Source organism: Pseudonocardia halophobica (assembly GCF_050948485.1).
GTDB classification, from domain to species: domain Bacteria; phylum Actinomycetota; class Actinomycetes; order Mycobacteriales; family Pseudonocardiaceae; genus Pseudonocardia; species Pseudonocardia halophobica.
Genome location: NZ_CP192046.1, coordinates 2,823,499 through 2,840,622 on the forward strand (window position 1 = coordinate 2,823,499; position 17,124 = coordinate 2,840,622).

General features: G+C 76.0%; 13 protein-coding genes. 10 read left to right on the plus strand and 3 right to left on the minus strand.

What is annotated here, in order from left to right:
* The first annotated feature begins 139 nt into the window (after window positions 1-139).
* Window positions 140-532, plus strand: a complete 393-nt coding sequence (locus ACQP04_RS13640) for a DUF3040 domain-containing protein (protein ID WP_433508357.1) — start codon at window positions 140-142, stop codon at window positions 530-532.
* 83 nt (window positions 533-615) lie between these two features.
* Here ACQP04_RS13640 and ACQP04_RS13645 read toward each other — a convergent pair whose 3' ends face one another.
* Genes ACQP04_RS13645 through ACQP04_RS13655 form a run of 3 tightly spaced genes read right to left on the minus strand, consistent with a single transcriptional unit; the run spans window position 616 to window position 5,145 of the window.
* Window positions 616-2,886 carry a transglutaminaseTgpA domain-containing protein gene (locus ACQP04_RS13645; protein WP_433507409.1) on the minus strand — a complete coding sequence of 757 codons (2,271 nt, stop codon included), beginning with the start codon at window positions 2,884-2,886 and terminating at the stop codon, window positions 616-618.
* 25 nt (window positions 2,887-2,911) lie between these two features.
* Window positions 2,912-4,150 (minus strand): DUF58 domain-containing protein, encoded by a 1,239-nt coding sequence (locus tag ACQP04_RS13650; RefSeq protein ID WP_433507410.1) that lies wholly within the window; start codon window positions 4,148-4,150, stop codon window positions 2,912-2,914.
* Window positions 4,151-4,164: 14 nt separating this feature from the next.
* Window positions 4,165-5,145: an AAA family ATPase gene (locus tag ACQP04_RS13655; protein WP_433508358.1), complete on the minus strand. Its 981-nt coding sequence runs from the start codon at window positions 5,143-5,145 to the stop codon at window positions 4,165-4,167.
* A gap of 483 nt (window positions 5,146-5,628) precedes the next feature.
* Between ACQP04_RS13655 and mraZ the strand changes: the two genes are divergently transcribed.
* The 9 genes from mraZ (at window position 5,629) to ftsW (ending at window position 17,118) form a co-directional block, all read left to right on the plus strand.
* Window positions 5,629-6,060 (plus strand): division/cell wall cluster transcriptional repressor MraZ, encoded by a 432-nt coding sequence (mraZ, locus tag ACQP04_RS13660; RefSeq protein ID WP_037041303.1) that lies wholly within the window; start codon window positions 5,629-5,631, stop codon window positions 6,058-6,060.
* A gap of 311 nt (window positions 6,061-6,371) precedes the next feature.
* Complete coding sequence (gene rsmH, locus ACQP04_RS13665; protein ID WP_433507411.1) at window positions 6,372-7,349, plus strand: 16S rRNA (cytosine(1402)-N(4))-methyltransferase RsmH; 978 nt, start codon at window positions 6,372-6,374, stop codon at window positions 7,347-7,349.
* A 46-nt stretch (window positions 7,350-7,395) separates the two neighbouring features.
* Window positions 7,396-8,235, plus strand: a complete 840-nt coding sequence (locus ACQP04_RS13670) for a hypothetical protein (RefSeq protein WP_433507412.1) — start codon at window positions 7,396-7,398, stop codon at window positions 8,233-8,235.
* Window positions 8,235-10,082, plus strand: coding sequence for a peptidoglycan D,D-transpeptidase FtsI family protein (locus ACQP04_RS13675; protein ID WP_433507413.1), 1,848 nt, complete (start codon window positions 8,235-8,237; stop codon window positions 10,080-10,082). Before ACQP04_RS13670 ends, ACQP04_RS13675 begins: the two co-directional genes overlap by 1 nt.
* A 216-nt stretch (window positions 10,083-10,298) precedes the next feature.
* Complete coding sequence (locus ACQP04_RS13680; protein ID WP_433508359.1) at window positions 10,299-11,885, plus strand: UDP-N-acetylmuramoyl-L-alanyl-D-glutamate--2,6-diaminopimelate ligase; 1,587 nt, start codon at window positions 10,299-10,301, stop codon at window positions 11,883-11,885.
* 22 nt (window positions 11,886-11,907) lie between these two features.
* Window positions 11,908-13,320 carry a UDP-N-acetylmuramoyl-tripeptide--D-alanyl-D-alanine ligase gene (locus ACQP04_RS13685; protein WP_433507414.1) on the plus strand — a complete coding sequence of 471 codons (1,413 nt, stop codon included), beginning with the start codon at window positions 11,908-11,910 and terminating at the stop codon, window positions 13,318-13,320.
* Window positions 13,317-14,387: a phospho-N-acetylmuramoyl-pentapeptide-transferase gene (mraY, locus tag ACQP04_RS13690; protein WP_037041768.1), complete on the plus strand. Its 1,071-nt coding sequence runs from the start codon at window positions 13,317-13,319 to the stop codon at window positions 14,385-14,387. The genes ACQP04_RS13685 and mraY overlap by 4 nt, the downstream gene beginning before the upstream one ends.
* A gap of 2 nt (window positions 14,388-14,389) precedes the next feature.
* Window positions 14,390-15,790 (plus strand): UDP-N-acetylmuramoyl-L-alanine--D-glutamate ligase, encoded by a 1,401-nt coding sequence (murD, locus tag ACQP04_RS13695; protein ID WP_433507415.1) that lies wholly within the window; start codon window positions 14,390-14,392, stop codon window positions 15,788-15,790.
* Window positions 15,787-17,118: a putative lipid II flippase FtsW gene (ftsW, locus tag ACQP04_RS13700; protein WP_433507416.1), complete on the plus strand. Its 1,332-nt coding sequence runs from the start codon at window positions 15,787-15,789 to the stop codon at window positions 17,116-17,118. Before murD ends, ftsW begins: the two co-directional genes overlap by 4 nt.
* Window positions 17,119-17,124: the final 6 nt, after the last annotated feature.

Below are 17,124 nucleotides of genomic sequence, written 5' to 3' on the forward strand. Positions count from 1 at the left end.
CCCGGGTTGTGACCTCCGGGTAGTGGACCAGCGCTTTGCCTCGTATCCTCTTGGTCAGACGCCCATCCCGGGCGCTCGTCCGGCCACCCGCGCACCACGGTTGGCAGGACATCCCGTGACCGTTGTGCCGGAGGACGTCATGCCCCTCTCCGAGCACGAGCAGCGCCTGCTCGAACAGATCGAGCGTGCTCTCTACGCCGAGGACCCCAAGTTCGCCTCGACCGTGCGCGGCTCCAAGCTGCGCAAACCGAGCCGGCGCCGGCGGCTCCAGGGCATCGCGGTCTTCGCGGTGGGCCTGGTCCTGCTCGTCGTCGGTGTGGCGGTCGCCCCGCTCCGCGACCTCGTCGGCGCGGTCCCCGTCGTCAGCGTGGTCGGCTTCCTGGCCATGCTCGGGGGCACGATGCTGGCGATCAGCGCCCGCGGAGCCGCCAAGTCCGCCGGCGGGTCGGACGACAAGCAGGCCGAGCCGGACAAGAACCGGTTCACCGGGCGCATGGAAGAGCGCTTCCGGCGTCGGTTCGAACAGGACTGAATCCCGACCACGAGCAGAGCCGCGGCCCGAGAGGCCGCGGCTCTGCTCGTTCGTGCGTGCAGCGCGTGCGCGCCGAGCCGTGATCAGGCAGCCGGGGTGCGGTCCTTCGCCGGCGCCCGGAGGCCGGTGAGCAGGGAGCGCGGGGCGAGAGTCCGCACCCACGACTTCCAGCCCCGCCGGCCGGAGCCGCCGATGGCGGCGAGCACGGCCTGCAGCGGCCCGGTGAGCGCGTCCTCGGCGGGCGGCTCGTCGCCGTACCACTCCGCCTCGACCAGCCGCACGATCTCGCGGAGCGCGTCCTGCGCGGCGCCGTCGAGCTCGTGGGCTCCCACGACCGTCCGGGCGGTCCCGCGGACCGTGTCCCCGTCGGACACCGCCGAGCCGCGGTCCCGCGAGGTCGCCAGCACCTCGTCCCATGCCGCGCGTCCGGCGCCCGGGCCACCCGCGGCGGCCGCGGCGAGCCGGCGCTTCCGCAGCACCCGCCGGGCGACGGACGGGCCGGCCAGCAGCGCCACCACCAGCAGCGCCACGAGCGGGACCAGCACCGGGACGCCCCCGTCCTGGTCCGCGGCCGTCGGGTCGGGCTGCGGGACGTCCGCGGGCGGCGGCTCCGGCGTCGGCTGCGGGGCCTCGGCCCGCGGCTCCGGCTGCGGCACCTCCTCCTGCGGCGCGGCGGGCTGCTCGGCGCCGGGCGGGGCGTCGGCCACGGCCTCGAGGACGTACGGCGGGACGACCGTGCGGCCGTCCGTGAGCGGGGTCGGGTCGAAGGTCGTCCAGCCGTGGCCGGGGAACCAGGCCTCGACCCAGGCGTGCGCGTCCCGGGTGCTGACGCTGCGGTAGCCGTCGCCCTCGGTGCCGGCGGTGAACCCGACGGCGACCCGCGCCGGGACGCCCTGCGTCCGCAGCATCACGGCCATCGCCGAGGCGAACTGCTCGCAGTACCCCGCGCGCCCGACGGTGAGGAAGTCGACGAGGGCGTCGTCGCCGCTGCCCGGCGCGGTCTCCAGGCTGTACCGGAACTGCGACTGCGGCCCGGTGAAGTACTCGACCAGCGCGATGGCCTTGTCGAAGGGGGTGCCGGCGTCCCGGGTGACGTCGGCGGCGATCTGCGCGACCCGCGGGTCGACGCCGGCGGTGTCCCGGTACGCCGGGTCCACGCGCGTGGGGCCCGCGGCCGAGCGCAGGTCGTCGGCCGACGGTGCGGGCAGGACGGCGGTCTCCTGCCAGGCCTCCTCCTCGCGGGGACGCGGGGTGTAGGCGATGCCGCTGCTGCGGTCGTAGGCCCACCGGTCGGCGTCGACGCCGGTCACGGACTCGGGCTGGCCGTAGAGCGGGAGCCAGTAGTCCCGGAAGCCGACGTTCTGCACCGCGACCTGGACCCGCTCGCCCTCCGCCGGGTCCTCGGTCAGCGGCCCCGCGAGCGGGACGCCGGGCCGGGGCGTCGCGGCCTGCCAGCCGGAGTTGGCGCGGTAGTCCGAGAGGGTCAGCGCGCGCAGGTAGGTCGGGCGGGGGAGGCCGGTGGTGCGGAAGAGCTCGACCGGCTCGCTCTGGGTGAGCTGCCCACGCAGCGAGGTGAACGGGTTGAGCCCGATCGCCCCGCCGCTGCCGCCGCCCGCGCCGCCGCTGACGAACCGCCCGGCCGTGCCGACGACGGTCGCCGCGCTGCCGAGCAGCAGCCCGAGCACCCCGGCGACGGCGACGACCGCGATCCCGCCGGTGACGAGGGCGCTCCCGCGGCGCCCCGCGCCGTCCCGCGCGACGAGCAGGAGCCCGTACCCGGCGACCGCGCTGGTGACCGCCCACCAGGGCAGCAGCGCGTCGGACAGCGCGGCCGGCACCGCGACCATGCACAGCAGCGGCACCCCGGCCGCAGCGGGCGCCCCGGCGGACACCGAGACGGCGTGCACGATCACCGCGAGCAGGCCGAACGCGGCCGTGATCAGGAAGAGCATGCCGGCGGTCGGCACCACCGGCGCGACGCCGGAGTCGATCTGGGCGGCGGCCTCGGTGACGTGGTCGGCGAAGGCGCCGAACGCCGCGGGACCGGGCAGGAAGCCGGCCACGGCGTCGTCGCCGAACAGGCCGGTGAGCACGAGGAGCGCGCCGAGCAGTTGACCGACGGCGACGGCCGCGGCGGGCAGCCGCTGCAGCGCGATCCCCAGCCCGACGACCACGGCCACGATCAGCGCCCCGTCGGCGAACCAGGTCCCGCCCTGCACCACGGCGACCAGGCAGGTGCCCGCGAGCAGGACGGCGAGCCCGGCGGCCACCGCGGCCACCCAGCGGATCCGCGGGCGGCCGGGCGGGGGAGCGGCGGCGGGCGGGGCCGGACGGACGGCGGTCGGTGTGCTCACGGCCGGCCCCCTCGGTCGGTGGTCCTCATCGGGCACCCGCCGGGATCACGGGGCTGCCGGCGACGAGCGCGTCCCAGGCCTGCTCGGGCGTGTGGTCGGCGGTCGCGACGGTGACGTGCCAGCCCGCGCGGCGGAGCACCTCGGCCGCGGCGGCCGGCTCGGGCGTCGGCTCGCCGGCCGCGTCCCAGGTGTCGACGGCGAGCAGGACCGCGTACCCGCCGCCGGGGTGCCGGGCGGCGAGCTGCCCGGCCTGCTCGGGTGTGCACGCCCCCAGCACGGAGACGACGTCCCGGCCGGCGGCGGTGGACGGGCCGGACAGATCGGGCCGGGCGGCGGGGCGGAGCACGGCCAGCCCGTCGAGCAGCGGGTCGAGGCCGCCCTCGGCGGCGGCAACCGGCGTGCCGTCCTCGGTCACCACCTCGACCGGCTCGCCGCGGCGCAGCAGGTGCGCGCCGATGCTGGCGGCCAGCGTGACCGCGAACTCGAGGCTGGCGCCGGCGCCGTGGCCGCGATGCGCCCCGTCGCGGCGGTCCAGCAGCACGGTGACACCCGCGTGCCAGGGCCGCTCCTCGAGCCGGACCATCAGCTCGTCGTGCCGGGCGGTGCTCCTCCAGTGGACCCGGCGCAGCTCGTCGCCCTGCCGGTAGGTCCGGACCATGACGTCCGGGCTGCCCTGGCCCTGCTGGGCCGCGGCCCCGGGGAGGCCCTCGCCGCTGCCGAGCGCGCGCGGCGCCCCGTGCAGCCCGACGACCCGCGGCACCACCAGGAGCCGGTCCGGCCCCAGCATCTCCCGGGTGAACTCGGCCAGACCCAGCGCGCCGACGGCCCGGGCGGTCAGCGGGCCCACCCGGTGCGCCCCGCGCAGGGCGGGCCGCAGGGGATAGGTGACGCGCGCGCCGCGGCTCCCGATCCGGTGCACCGTGAACCGCGGGGGTGTCGACGGGACGGGGCCGGCGGCGTCGGGCACGGTGTCGGCGAGGCGCAGGGCACCGAGCACGGGCCCGCCCCGCAGGTCCAGGGCGACCTCGGCCGGGGTACCCGCGGCGGTGCGCGCGGGCAGCAGCGTGCGCGCGGCCTGCACCGAGCGGCGGGTGCGCACGGCGAGGAGCAGCGACACCAGCGGCAGCAGGCACACGACCAGCCCGATGCGGAGCAGGTCGCGCTCGTCGAGGACGACGGCGCACACGGCCGTCGCGACCCCGCCGGCCAGGAGGCTGCGCCCCCGGACCGTCAGCCCGAAGGTGCGGGCCCCGGGGCGACCCACGGACGGACGGGAGCTCACGCCCGCGAGGGGGCCCGCACCGGGATGCGCGACAGCAACCCGCGGACGACGTCGGCGGCGGTGACCCGCGTCGCGCCGGCCTCGGGGGCGACGGTCAGCCGGTGCGCGATGACGGGGACGGCGATCGCCTGCACGTCGTCCGGGACGACGTAGCCGCGGCCGGCGAGCGCCGCCTGGGCCCGCGCCGCCCGCACCAGGTGCAGGGTGGCGCGCGGGGAGGCGCCGAGCCGCAGCTCGGGCTGGCGCCGGGTGGCGCCGACGAGGTCGACGCAGTACTGCCGCACCTCCTGGCCGACCCGGATCCGGCGCACGGCCTCGATGACCGAGCGGACGGTGCGGGCGTCGGCCACCGGACGCAGGGTGTCGAGCGGGTCGGCGCCCGCGTGCTCGTCGATCATCGCGAGCTCGGCGGCCGGGTCGGGGTAGCCGACGCTGATCCGCGCGGTGAAGCGGTCCCGCTGTGCCTCGGGCAGCGGGTAGGTGCCGTCCATCTCCACCGGGTTCTGGGTGGCGACGACCATGAAGGGGCTGGCCAGCACGTAGGTGCCGCCGTCCACGGTCACCTGGTGCTCGGCCATGCACTCCAGCAGCGCCGACTGGGTCTTCGGCGAGGCGCGGTTGATCTCGTCCGCGATCACGACGTTGGCGAACACCGGGCCGGGCCGGAACTCGAACTCCCCGGTCTGCCGGTTGTAGACGGACATGCCGGTGATGTCGCCCGGCAGCAGGTCCGGGGTGAACTGCACGCGGCTGACCGAGCAGTCGAGCGAGCGGGCGAGCGCCTTGGCCAGCGAGGTCTTGCCGACCCCGGGGACGTCCTCCACGAGCAGGTGGCCCTCGGCGAGGAGGGTGACCAGCGCCAGCCGGACGACCTCCGGCTTGCCCACGATGATCCGCTGCACGTTCTGCGCGATGCGGCCGGTGAGGTCGGCGACGGCGGCCAGCGGCGGGGGCTCGGGCACGCTCTCGCCGGTCACCGGCGGGCCCTGACGGCTGCTGGTGGTCAAGCCTGCTCCTGTTCGTGGGCGTCCGCGGACGGGTCGGACACGGGGGAACTGCAGAAGAACGCGGGAACTCTGCACCCCAGTCTGTCAAACGGGTGCGGGGACCGTCCCCCGGACGTGTCACGTCCACCCCGCCGGGGCGTCCGTCCGGGGCCCCACCCGGTCCCCCACGGCGCCCCACCGACGGTCGCCACCGTCCCCCACCTCTCGCCCCACCCCGCCCCACCGTTACACCCCCACCTCCGTGACCTGCGGTTTTGCGAAGGCGGTGCTGGTGGGGCCCGGTGCCCGAACGCGTCCGCCGCCGGATTCCCCCCACCGGGCCCCACGTCATCCGACCTGCTGAAACACCGAACGGAGGCCTCGTCAGGGGTCTGTTCGAGTTGACGGTGGGGGGAAGTGGGGTAATGTGGCCGCCGTTGGAGCGAGACGGGGCTCCGAGATGAGGTGGGGCGGGTGTTCCTCGGCACCTACACCCCTCGGTTGGACGACAAGGGGCGGCTCACGCTGCCGGCGAAGTTCCGGGACGAACTGCGGGGCGGGTGCATGGTCACGAAAGGGCAGGACCACTGCCTCTACGTGTTCACCCGCGAGGCCTTCACGGAGATGGCCACCAAGGTCGCCTCGGCGCCGCTGACCAGCGAGTCGGCCCGTGCCTTCCAGCGGAACCTCTTCGCGGGAACCGACGAGCAGAACCCCGACGGCCAGGGCCGGATCGCGATCGCCCCGGAGCTGCGCCGGTACGCGGGACTGACCAAGGAGTGCGTGGTGATCGGCGCGTTCACGCGCGTCGAGATCTGGGACGCGCAGTCCTGGCAGGAGTACCAGGAGCGGCACGAGGAGGACTACGCCAAGGCGCAGGAGGAGGTTCTGCCCGGACTGATCTGAGCCCGCACCGCGGGCCCGGGGCGGTCCCCGACTTCGAACACGCGACACCGTCGCCGTCCCGACCCGGACGCCGTGAAGGCCTTCCCGGCCCGACGGCCCTGGCGCACCTTCCCCGGTGCCAGGTCCGTCGGGGCGGGGCGGCCCGCACGGCGGCCAGGTGGGGACGGTGGCACGAGCGGTACACACCCGCCAGGCTGGGGAGCTGGAGCGGGACGACAGCGGCTCGGGACGCCGGCGGGTCCCGGGCCGCTGTGCATGCAGGGCGGTTCCGTGTGCGGGCGCGGGGCCGGGGCGCGGCGGGAGGTGACCAGGTGTCCACGACGGAGGACGAGCCGGGTCCGCACTCCCACGTGCCGGTCATGCTGCCGCGCGTACTGGAGCTGTTCGAACCGGCCCTGCGGGACCGGTCGGCGGTGCTGGTCGACGCCACCCTGGGCCTCGGCGGCCACTCGGCGGCGTTGCTGGCGGCGCACCCGCGGCTGACCCTGGTCGGTCTCGACCGGGACCCGCAGGCGCTCGAGCTGGCCGGGCGGCGGCTCACCGCCCACTCCGGCCGCACGCACCTGGTGCACGCCGTGTACGACCGGATCGCCGAGGTGCTCGCGGAGCTGGGGCTTCCGCGCGTCGACGGCGTCCTGTTCGACCTCGGGGTGTCCTCGCTGCAGCTCGACGCCGCCGAGCGGGGCTTCTCCTACTCCCGCGACGCCGACCTCGACATGCGGATGGACCCCACCACGGGCCCGACCGCGGCCGAGGTCCTCAACACCTACCCGGTGCCCGAGCTCACCCGGATCCTGCGGGAGTACGGGGAGGAGCGGTTCGCCGGCCGCATCGCCTCCGCCGTGGCGAGACGCCGGCAGCAGGAACCGTTCACCCGCAGCGCCGACCTGGTGGAGCTGCTCTACGCCGCCGTGCCCGCCGCCTCGCGGCGGACCGGGGGGCATCCCGCCAAGCGCACGTTCCAGGCGTTGCGGATCGAGGTCAACCGCGAGCTCGAGGCCCTGCGGACGGCGCTGCCGGCCGCGCTCGACTCGCTGGCGGTGGGCGGGCGGGTCGTCGTGCTCGCCTACCACTCGCTGGAGGACCGGATGGTCAAGCGGGAGTTCACCGCCCGCGCGACCTCCCGGACCCCGGTGGACCTGCCGGTCGAGCTGCCGGGCCACGGCCCGGAGCTGCGGCTGCTGACCCGTGGGGCCGAGGTCGCCACGGACGACGAGATCGAAGAGAACCCGCGCGCCGCCTCCGTGCGGTGCCGGGCCGCCGAGCGCATCCGGGAGGTCGCAGCATGATCCGACACGACGGCAGCAACCCGGCGGACGTCACCGGTGGTGCGGCGTGAGTGCCCCGGTCGCGGACCGGACCCGCACCCGTCGCCCCTCGGTGTCGGTGAGCTGGACGGGCACCGAGGCGCCGAGCCGCCGCATCCCCGCCCAGCGGGGGAGCGTCACCGTCCCCGCACAGCGGCGCGGGTCCGGGGCGGCCGAGGCCGCGTACGCGCGCCGTGACCAACGCACCCGCCGGCTCGTCGGGACACCCCGGCGCGCCGGGCAGCGGACCGCCACCGGCGGCCGCGCGCAGTTCGTCCTGCTGATCATGGCGCTGCTCGTGACCGGGCTGGTGCTCACGCTGTGGCTGTCCACGGCGGCCGCCGCGGACTCCTACACCCTGCAGGACGCCCGGACGGCGGCGCGGAACCTGACCGAGCAGAGCGAGCGGCTGCACCGCGAGGTGGCGTCGATGGAGTCGGCGCCGGCGCTGGCCCAGCGGGCCACCGAGCTGGGCATGGTCCCGGTGCAGGACCCGGCCCGGCTGGTCGTCGGGCCCGACGGGGCGGTCACGGTCGTCGGGGAGCCGGCCGCGGCCACCCGGCCCGCGGCGCCCGCCCCGGCGCAGCCCGCCCCGGCCGCTCCGGCCGCGGGGCAGCCCGCCGCCCCGGCGGCGCCGGAGGCACCGGCCGACCCGATGCCGGCCCAGGCGCCCGCGCAGTCGCAGCTCGCCGTCGACGCCGGGGCCCAGCAGGACGCGCCGCAGGGCGAGTCCGCGCAGGCCGCACCCGCCAACCCCAACGCCGAGGCCGCGACCCAGGAGCAGCAGGAGCAGCCGGAGCAGGGCGCGCAGGCGCAGGACCACCAGGCCGCCCAGGCCCCGGCCCCGACCGGCGGCGGAGCGGGCTGATGGCGATCGCGCCCCCGCGCGCCCGTCCCGGCTCCCGCCCGCGGTCCGGCCCGCGGCGCCCGCCGGGGCCGCCGCGCCGGCCCACCTCGCGCCTGGGACTGGCGGACCGGCGCTTCCGGATCGGCCGGCTCGTGCTGGTCGTGCTGCTGCTGGCCTCGGCCGTGCAGCTGCTCCTGATCCAGACCGTGCGCGCCGGCGACCTCACCGCGAGCGCGGAGAAGCAGCGCACCACCAAGATCACGATCGCGGCGGAGCGCGGCGCGATCCTCGACCGCAACGGCACCCGGCTGGCCTTCTCCACCGAGGCCCGCGCGCTCGTGACGAACCCGCGGCTGATCAGCTCGGTGAAGAAGGAGCAGGCGGGCGCGTACAAGACCGAGATGGCGCAGGCCGTCGCCCAGGCCACGGGCGGCGACGCCAACGCGATCCAGGAGCAGCTGAACGCCGACCGCGGTTACGTCGTGCTCACCACCAACGCGGACCCGGACGTCGCGCGTGCCCTCGAGGAGCGCTTCCCGGAGATCGCCGAGGAGAAGCGCGAGTCGCGCCAGTACCCGTCCGGCACCCTGGCGGCCAACATCATCGGCGCCGCGACGTGGAGCGCGGACAACCAGAAGCTGGTCGGCCGCGTCGGCCTGGAGAGCGCCGACGACGACGTGCTCGCCGGTACGGACGGCTTCCAGGTCGTCGACACGGCGGAGGGCAGCGACACCGTCATCCCCGGCAGCACCCGCGCCCAGCAGGCGGCGGTCCCCGGCTCGGACGTCGAGCTGACGATCGACTCCGACCTGCAGTACGTGGTGCAGCAGAAGCTGCAGGACTACGTGGCGAGGACGGGCGCCAAGGGCGGCTCCGCGGTCGTCCTGGACTCGGCGACCGGGCAGGTCCGGGCGATGGCCAACGGGACGACCTTCGACCCGCGCCAGCTCGCCACCTCGGACCCGTCGACGCTCGGCAACGCCGCGGTGTCCAGCCCGTTCGAGCCGGGGTCGGTCAACAAGGTCGTCACCATGGCCGGGGCGCTGGAGTACGGCCTCGCCAAGCCGGACGACGTGCTCGACGTCCCGGGCAGCATCAAGGTCGCCGACCGGACCGTGCACGACGCCTGGGACCACGGGCTGGACCACTACACGCTGACCGGCGTGCTGGCGAAGTCCTCCAACGTCGGCACGATCATGACGGCGGAGAAGCTGGGCCCGGACCGGTTCTCGGACATGCTGGCGCGCTTCGGGATCGGCCAGCGCACCGGCGTCGGGCTGCCCGGCGAGAGCGGCGGCTCGGTGCCGGCGCGCTCGGCGTGGTCCGGCTCGACCTTCGGCAACCTGCCCATCGGGCAGGGCCTGTCGATGACCGTGCTGCAGATGGCCGGGATGTACCAGGCCGTGGCCAACGACGGGGTGCGGATCCCGCCGCGGATCGTCGGCGCCACCATCGCGCCGGACGGCTCGCGGACCGAGACCCCGCAGCCGGAGGGCGTGCGGGTGGTGTCGCCGGAGACGGCGGCCCAGCTGCGCACGATGCTCACCGCCGTCACGCAGAAGGCGCCGGGGCAGCAGGGCACCGGGTACGCCGCGCAGGTCCCGGGCTACCAGGTCGCCGGCAAGACCGGCACGGCCCAGCAGGTCGACCCGAAGTGCGGCTGCTACGCGTCGTCGACGTACTGGATCACCTTCGCGGGCATGATGCCGGCGCAGGACCCCCGGTTCGTCGTGGCGATCATGCTCGACGCGCCGAAGGGCGGCACCTCGGCCGCCCCCCTGTTCCACGACATCGCCTCCTACCTGGGACAGAAGGAGAACATCCCGGTCGGCGAGCCGGCCCCGGTGCAGACCCTGGTGGCGCCCTGATCCCGATGTGATCTCGGCCGTGTCCCGACCGCCGTCCGACCGGCCCCCGGGTGTTCCACCGGGGGCCGGTCCGGCGTGCGCGGACGGCTCCCGACGAGCGCCTGCGGCCCGCGCGGGGCGGGTGGTGCGGAGGAGGGGCGCCCGGCGGCCCTCGGTAGCCTCCCCGACGTGTCGCCCGCCAGCTCCGTTCCCACGGACCGCCCGACGGACGCGCGCGTGACGGCCGGGCAGCAGGGTCTCCCTCCGCGCCCCGCGCGGGTCGCCCCCGTCGACCTAGCCCGCCTCGCCGCGCTCACCGGGGCCGAGCCGTACCCGCCGGAAGCGACGCTTGCGGAGCCGACCATCGGCACAGAGGGGCCCGCGGTCGCCGTCACCGGCGTGACCCACCGCAACTCCGACGTCCGCCCCGGCGACCTGTTCGCCGCGCTGCCGGGCGCCCGCGCCCACGGCGCCGACTTCGCGGGCGCGGCGCTGGCCGCCGGCGCGGCCGCCGTCCTCACCGACCCGGCCGGGCTGACCCGCCCGGAGCTGCGCGAGGCCGTCGAGCGGGGGTCCGTGCGGGCGCTGCTGCACCCGCACCCCCGCACCGTCCTCGGCGCGCTGTCGGCCGCCGTCTACGGGGACCCGACCGCGGACCTCACCGTCCTCGGCGTGACCGGGACCAGCGGCAAGACCACGGTGGCGCACTTCCTCGAGGCCGGGCTGCGGGCCGGGGGCCGCGCGACGGGCCTGCTCGGCACCGTCCAGACCCGGATCGGCGAGGACCGCCTGCCCAGCGCGTTCACCACGCCCGAGGCGCCCGACCTGCAGGCGCTGTTCGGCGTGATGCGCGAGCACGGGGTCACGGACGTCGCCATGGAGGTCTCCAGCCACGCGCTGGCGTTGGGGCGCGTGGCCGGCACCCGCTTCGCGGTGGGCGCCTTCACGAACCTCTCGCAGGACCACCTGGACTTCCACCACGACATGGAGGAGTACTTCGCCGCCAAGGCGCGCCTCTTCGTCGACGACGAGCTGCGCGCGGCGCAGGGCGTCGTCTGCGTCGACGACGAGTGGGGCCGCAGGCTGGCCGGGATGGCGCCCGACGCCGTCACCGTCTCCACCACCGACCCTGCCGACTGGACCGCCCGCGACATCGTGACCGACCCGGACGGCGCACAGCAGGCCGTCGTCGTCGCCCCGGACGGGCAGGAGATCCCGCTGCGGCTGCAGCTGCCGGGCGCCTTCAACATCGCCAACGCCGTGCTGGCCCTGGCCGTCCTCGACCTCGCCGGGGTGCCCGCCGCGGTCGCCGCGCCGCGGTTCGCCGAGCTCGCCGTCCCGGGCCGGATGCAGCGGGTCGAGGCGGGTCAGCGGTTCCTCGCGGTCGTCGACTACGCCCACAAGCCCGCCGCGGTCGCCGCGCTGCTCGACGCGCTGCGGGCGCAGCAGCCGGACGGCCGCGTGATCACGGTCCTCGGCTGCGGCGGCGACCGCGACACCGGCAAGCGCCCGCTGATGGGGGCCGCCGCGGCCGCGCGCTCGGACGTGCTGATCGTCACGGACGACAACCCGCGCACCGAGGACCCGGCCGAGATCCGGGCCGCCATGCGCGCAGGTGCCGAGGCCGAAGCGGCCCGCGGCGACATCCTCGAGATCGGCGACCGGCGCGCGGCGATCATCGCCGCCGTCGAGGTGGCGAAACCCGGCGACGTGGTGGTCGTTGCGGGTAAGGGACACGAGACCGGCCAGGAGGTCCACGGGGTCAAGCACCCGTTCGACGACGTGGACGAGCTCGCCGCGGCGATCCGCGCCGCCGGGCGATGATCCGGGGATCGAGGAAGGCACGATGATCGAGATGCGGCTGGCCGAGGTCGCCGCCGTGACCGGGGGCAGGCTCCACCGGGCGACGGGCGACGAGCCCGTCACCGGCGCGGAGTTCGACTCCCGGAAGGTCGGGCCGGGCGGGCTGTTCCTCGCCCTGCCCGGGGAGCGCGCCGACGGCCACGACTTCGCGGCCGCGGCGGTGGCGGCCGGTGCCTCGGCGGTGCTCGCCGGGCGCGAGGTCGACGCCCCGGCCGTGATCGCCCCGCCGGCGGAGGACTCGTTCGCCGGCACGGACCTCGGCGACGCCGACCCGGACGGCTCCGGGGCCGCCGTGCTGACCGCGCTGGGCAGGCTCGCCCGGCACTCGGTCACGCACCTGCCGGACCTGCAGGTCGTCGGCGTGACCGGCAGCTCCGGCAAGACCTCCACCAAGGACCTGATCGCGGCCGTGCTGCGGCCGCTCGGCGAGACCGTCGCCCCGCCCGGGTCGTTCAACAACGAGCTGGGCCACCCGTGGACCGCGCTGCGCGCCGACGCCGCGACCCGGCACCTCGTGCTGGAGCTCTCGGCCCGCGGGCCGGGGCACATCGCGCGGCTGTGCCGGATCGCGCCGCCGCGGATCGGCGTGGTGCTCAACGTCGGCAGCGCGCACGTCGGCGAGTTCGGCTCGCCGGAGGCGATCGCACAGGCCAAGGGCGAGCTGGTCGAGGCCCTGCCCGCGGCGGGCCGGGGCGGGGTCGCGGTGCTGAACCTCGACGACCCGCGGGTCGCCGCGATGGCCTCCCGGACCGCGGCCCGTGTCGTCGGCTACGGGACGGGCGGTGCGGTGCAGGCCGCGGACGTCCGGCTCGAGGCCGGGCGTGCCGCCTTCCGCCTGGTCACCCCGGCCGGCGAGGCGCCGGTCGCGCTGCAGCTGGTCGGCGAGCACCACGTGGGCAACGCCCTCGCCGCGGCCGCCGTCGCGCTGGAGCTGGGCGGCACGCCGGAGGGGATCGCCGCGGCGCTGTCCGCCGCCGGCGCCGCCTCCCGCTGGCGGATGGAGGTCACCGACCGGGCCGACGGGGTGACCGTCGTCAACGACGCCTACAACGCCAACCCCGAGTCGATGACCGCCGCGCTGCGCGCCCTGGCCGCGATCGGCGGCGGCACGCGTCGGACGTGGGCCGTGCTGGGCCCGATGGCCGAGCTCGGCGACACCGCCCCGGCGGCGCACGCGCAGGTCGCGGACGTGGTGCGGGAGCTGGGGGTGGACCGGTTCGTGGCCGTGGGCACGGACCTCTACGGGACCGAACAGGCGGCCGACCGGGACGCCGCGGTCGCGCTGCTGGCCGACCAGGTCCGCGCCGGCGACGTCGTGCTGGTCAAGGCCTCGCGCTCGGCGGGCCTCGACCGGCTCGCCGCCGCGCTGCTGGAACAGGAGCTGATCCGACAGTGAGGGGCGTCTTCGTCGCGGCCGGCGTCGCGCTGGCCCTGTCCATCCTGCTCACCCCCTACCTGATCCGCTTCTTCGCGCGGCAGGGCTTCGGCCAGGAGATCCGCGCCGACGGCCCGAAGAGCCACCAGACCAAGCGGGGCACGCCCACCATGGGCGGCGTCGCGATCCTGCTCGCCATCTGGGCGGGCTACCTGGTCGCGCACCTGCTCACCGGCGAGCCGATGACGGCGTCGGCGCTGCTGGTCCTGTTCCTCACCACCGCGCTGGGCGTCGTCGGGTTCGTCGACGACTTCCTCAAGCTGCGCCGGCGCCGGAACCTGGGCCTGAACAAGACGTCGAAGATCGTGGGCCAGGTGCTCACCGCGACGATCTTCAGCATCCTGGCGCTGCGGTTCGCCAACGCCCGCAACCTCACCCCGGCGTCGGAGTACCTGTCCTTCGTCCGGGACATCGCGGTGCTCGGGTTCGGCGTCGTCGGGTTCGTGATCCTCTGCAACCTGATCGTCGCGGCCTGGTCCAACGCCGTGAACCTCACCGACGGGCTCGACGGCCTGGCCGCCGGCACCGCCGCGATGGTGCTGGCGACGTACACGATCATCGGGTTCTGGCAGTTCCGGAACAGCTGCTCCGTCACCGCGGCCGCGGGCTGCTACGAGGTGCGCGACCCGCTCGACGTCGCGATCGTCGCCGCCGCCGCGATGGGCGGCTGCATCGGCTTCCTGTGGTGGAACGCCGCCCCGGCCCGCATCTTCATGGGCGACACGGGGTCGCTGGCCCTCGGCGGCCTGCTCGCCGGGCTGTCCATGGTCACCAAGACCGAGCTGCTGCTCGTCGTCATGGGCGGGGTGTTCGTGGTCGAGGCGCTGTCGGTCTCGCTGCAGATCATCGTCTTCCGCACCACCCGGCGACGGCTGTTCCGGATGGCCCCCTTCCACCACCACTTCGAGCTGGCCGGCTGGGCCGAGACCACGGTGATCATCCGGTTCTGGCTGCTCGCGGCGATCTGCGCGGCGCTGGGGCTGGGGATCTTCTACTCCGAGTGGCTCTCCGCCTCGTCGGGACTGTAGAGATGCCGGGCCAGTTCGCCGGCCGGACCGTGCTCGTCGCGGGCGCCGGGATCTCCGGGATCGCGGCCGCCGAGGCGCTGCTCGCCGCCGGTGCCCGCACCCTGGTGTCGGACGACCGGGCCGCCGCGCTGGAGGACCTCCCGACCGGCGCCGAGGCCGTCACCGGGCTCCCCGAGGGCGTCGAGCTGATCGTCACCGGCCCCGGCCGGCGGCCCGACCACCCGCTCGTCGCCGAGGCGGCGGTGCGCGGGATCGAGGTCGTCGGCGAGCCGGAGCTGGCGTGGCGGCTCGGGAAGGAGCGGGCGGTCCCGCCGGTCTGGCTGGTCGTCACCGGCACCAACGGCAAGACCACCTGCACCGGCATGCTCGCCGCGATCCTGCGTGCCGCCGGGCTCGACGCCGTGGCCTGCGGCAACATCGGCTACCCGGTGGTCAGCGCGGTCGCGGCCCGGCACGCGGTGCTGGCCGTCGAGCTCTCCAGCTTCCAGCTGCACTGGTCGCCGTCGGTCGTCCCGGCCGCCGGCCTGGTGCTCAACGTCGCCGAGGACCACCTCGACTGGCACGGCGGGCTCGACGCGTACGCCGCCGCCAAGGCGCGCGCCCTCACCGGGCCCGTCGCGGTCGCGGGGGCCGACGACACGATCGCCGCCCGCCTGCTCCGCGAGTCCCCGGCCCCGACGAAGGTCGGCGTGACCCTGGCCGGGCCCGGCCCGGGACAGCTCGGGATCGTGGGGGAGCAGCTGGTCGACCGCGCCTTCGGTGACGGGATCGTGCTCGCCGCGGTCGCGGACGTCACGCCGGGCGGCCCGCCCGGCCTCACGGACGCCCTCGCCGCCGCGGCGCTGGCCCGCGCCCACGGCGTCGGGCCCGGGGCCGTGCGGGAGGGGCTGGCCGGGTTCCGGCCCGGCCCGCACCGCTCCGCGCACGTGGGGACGGTGGCCGGCGTCCGGTACGTCGACGACTCCAAGGCCACCAACCCGCACGCCGCCGACGCCGCCCTGGCCGCCCAGCCCGCGGGGCGCATCGTCTGGGTCGTGGGCGGGCTGCTCAAGGGCGCGCACGTCGACGGGCTGATCGCGCGGCACGCCGACCGGCTGGCCGGGGCCGTGATCATCGGTACCGATCGGGCGGAGATCGTCGACGCACTCGCGCGACACGCGCCCCAGATCCCCGCCGTCGAGGTGACCCAGGGCGACGATGAGGTCATGTCCTCCGCCGTCCGCCGTGCCGCCGCACTCGCCCGACCGGGGGATGTCGTACTCCTCGCACCCGCGGCGGCCTCCATGGACCAGTTCCGGGACTACGCCGAGCGCGGCGAGGCGTTCGCCGCCGCCGTGGCGGCCCTCGGGGAATCGGCGGAGACCGGCGCAGCGGAGGGCGGGGCCGGGGAGCCGGGCGCATGAGCGCGCCCACCCGCAGCCCGCGCCGCCCGTCGCGGCCCTCGCGCACGGACAGCCTGGCGCCTGCGCGCGCCGCCGTCGGCCGCGGCGCCAAGGCGCTGCAGGCCTGGCTGCGCCGCCCGCTCACCTCGTTGCACCTGATCCTCGGCGTCTTCGGGCTGCTGACGATCTTCGGCCTGGTGATGGTGCTGTCGGCGTCGTCGGTGGAGTCGTACTCCGCGGGCGGCTCGTCGTACGCGGTGTTCGTCCGCCAGCTCGGCTTCTGCGCGGCCGGACTGGTGCTGTTCTACCTCGGGCTGCGGATCCCGCCGCAGCGGATGCGGGCCCTGGCGCCCTGGCTGCTGATCGCCGGTGTCGTCCTGCTGGTCGCGGTGCTGGTCCCCGGCGTCGGCGTGGTGCGCAACGGCTCCCGCGCCTGGTTCGCGATCGGCTCCTTCTCGCTGCAGCCGTCCGAGGGCGTCAAGGTCGCGCTCACGCTCTGGGGCGCGCACGTGCTCGTCGCCCGGCGCAACGTGATGCACCGCTGGAAGCACGCGCTCAACCCGCTGGTCCCGGTCACGCTGCTGCTGCTCACCCTGCTCGTCCTCGAGCCGGATCTGGGCATGACGATCTCGCTCGGCATCGTCATGATCGCCCTGCTGTGGTTCGGCGGCGCCCCGATGAAGCTGCTCGCGGCGATCTCCGTCGGCGGGCTCGCCGGCGCGATCATCCTCGGCCTCACCGCGGGGTACCGGGTCAGCCGCATCACGGCCTTCCTCTCGTCGGACACCACCGACCCGCTCGGCCCCGCCTACCAGGCCACCCAGGCCCTCTACTCGCTGGCCGACGGCGGGCTGTTCGGCGTGGGGCTCGGCCAGGGCCGCGCCAAGTGGGACTACCTGCCCAACGCGCACAACGACTTCATCTTCGCGATCATCGGCGAGGAGCTCGGCCTGGTCGGGGCGTTCGCCGTCCTCGCGCTGTTCGCCACGCTCGCCTACACCGGCCTGCGCATCGCCAAGCGCAGCACGGACCCGTGGCTGCGGCTGGTGACCGCGGCGTCGACGACCTGGCTCGTGGTGCAGGCCGCGATCAACATCGGCTACGTGGTCGGGCTGCTGCCGGTCACCGGGCTCCAGCTGCCGCTCATCTCCTCCGGGGGGACCTCCCTCGTCGTGACCATGTTCGTGTTCGGCATGCTGACGAACGCGGCCCGGCACGAGCCCGAGGCCGTGGCGGCGCTGCGGTCGGACGGCCAGGGCCGGATCGCCTCGTTCCTGCGGCTCCCGCTGCCGGAGCCCTACCGGGCACCCGCGCCGCGGCCGCCGGTCCAGCGCTCGGTGCGCCGCTGAGCGGAG

Coding starts and splice junctions, on each gene's coding strand:
- ACQP04_RS13640 (WP_433508357.1), top strand. CDS start 140: ATGCCCCTCTCCGAGCACGAGCAGCGCCTGCTCGAACAGATCGAGCGT.
- ACQP04_RS13675 (WP_433507413.1), top strand. CDS start 8,235: ATGGCGATCGCGCCCCCGCGCGCCCGTCCCGGCTCCCGCCCGCGGTCC.
- ACQP04_RS13685 (WP_433507414.1), top strand. CDS start 11,908: ATGATCGAGATGCGGCTGGCCGAGGTCGCCGCCGTGACCGGGGGCAGG.
- murD (WP_433507415.1), top strand. CDS start 14,390: ATGCCGGGCCAGTTCGCCGGCCGGACCGTGCTCGTCGCGGGCGCCGGG.
- ftsW (WP_433507416.1), top strand. CDS start 15,787: ATGAGCGCGCCCACCCGCAGCCCGCGCCGCCCGTCGCGGCCCTCGCGC.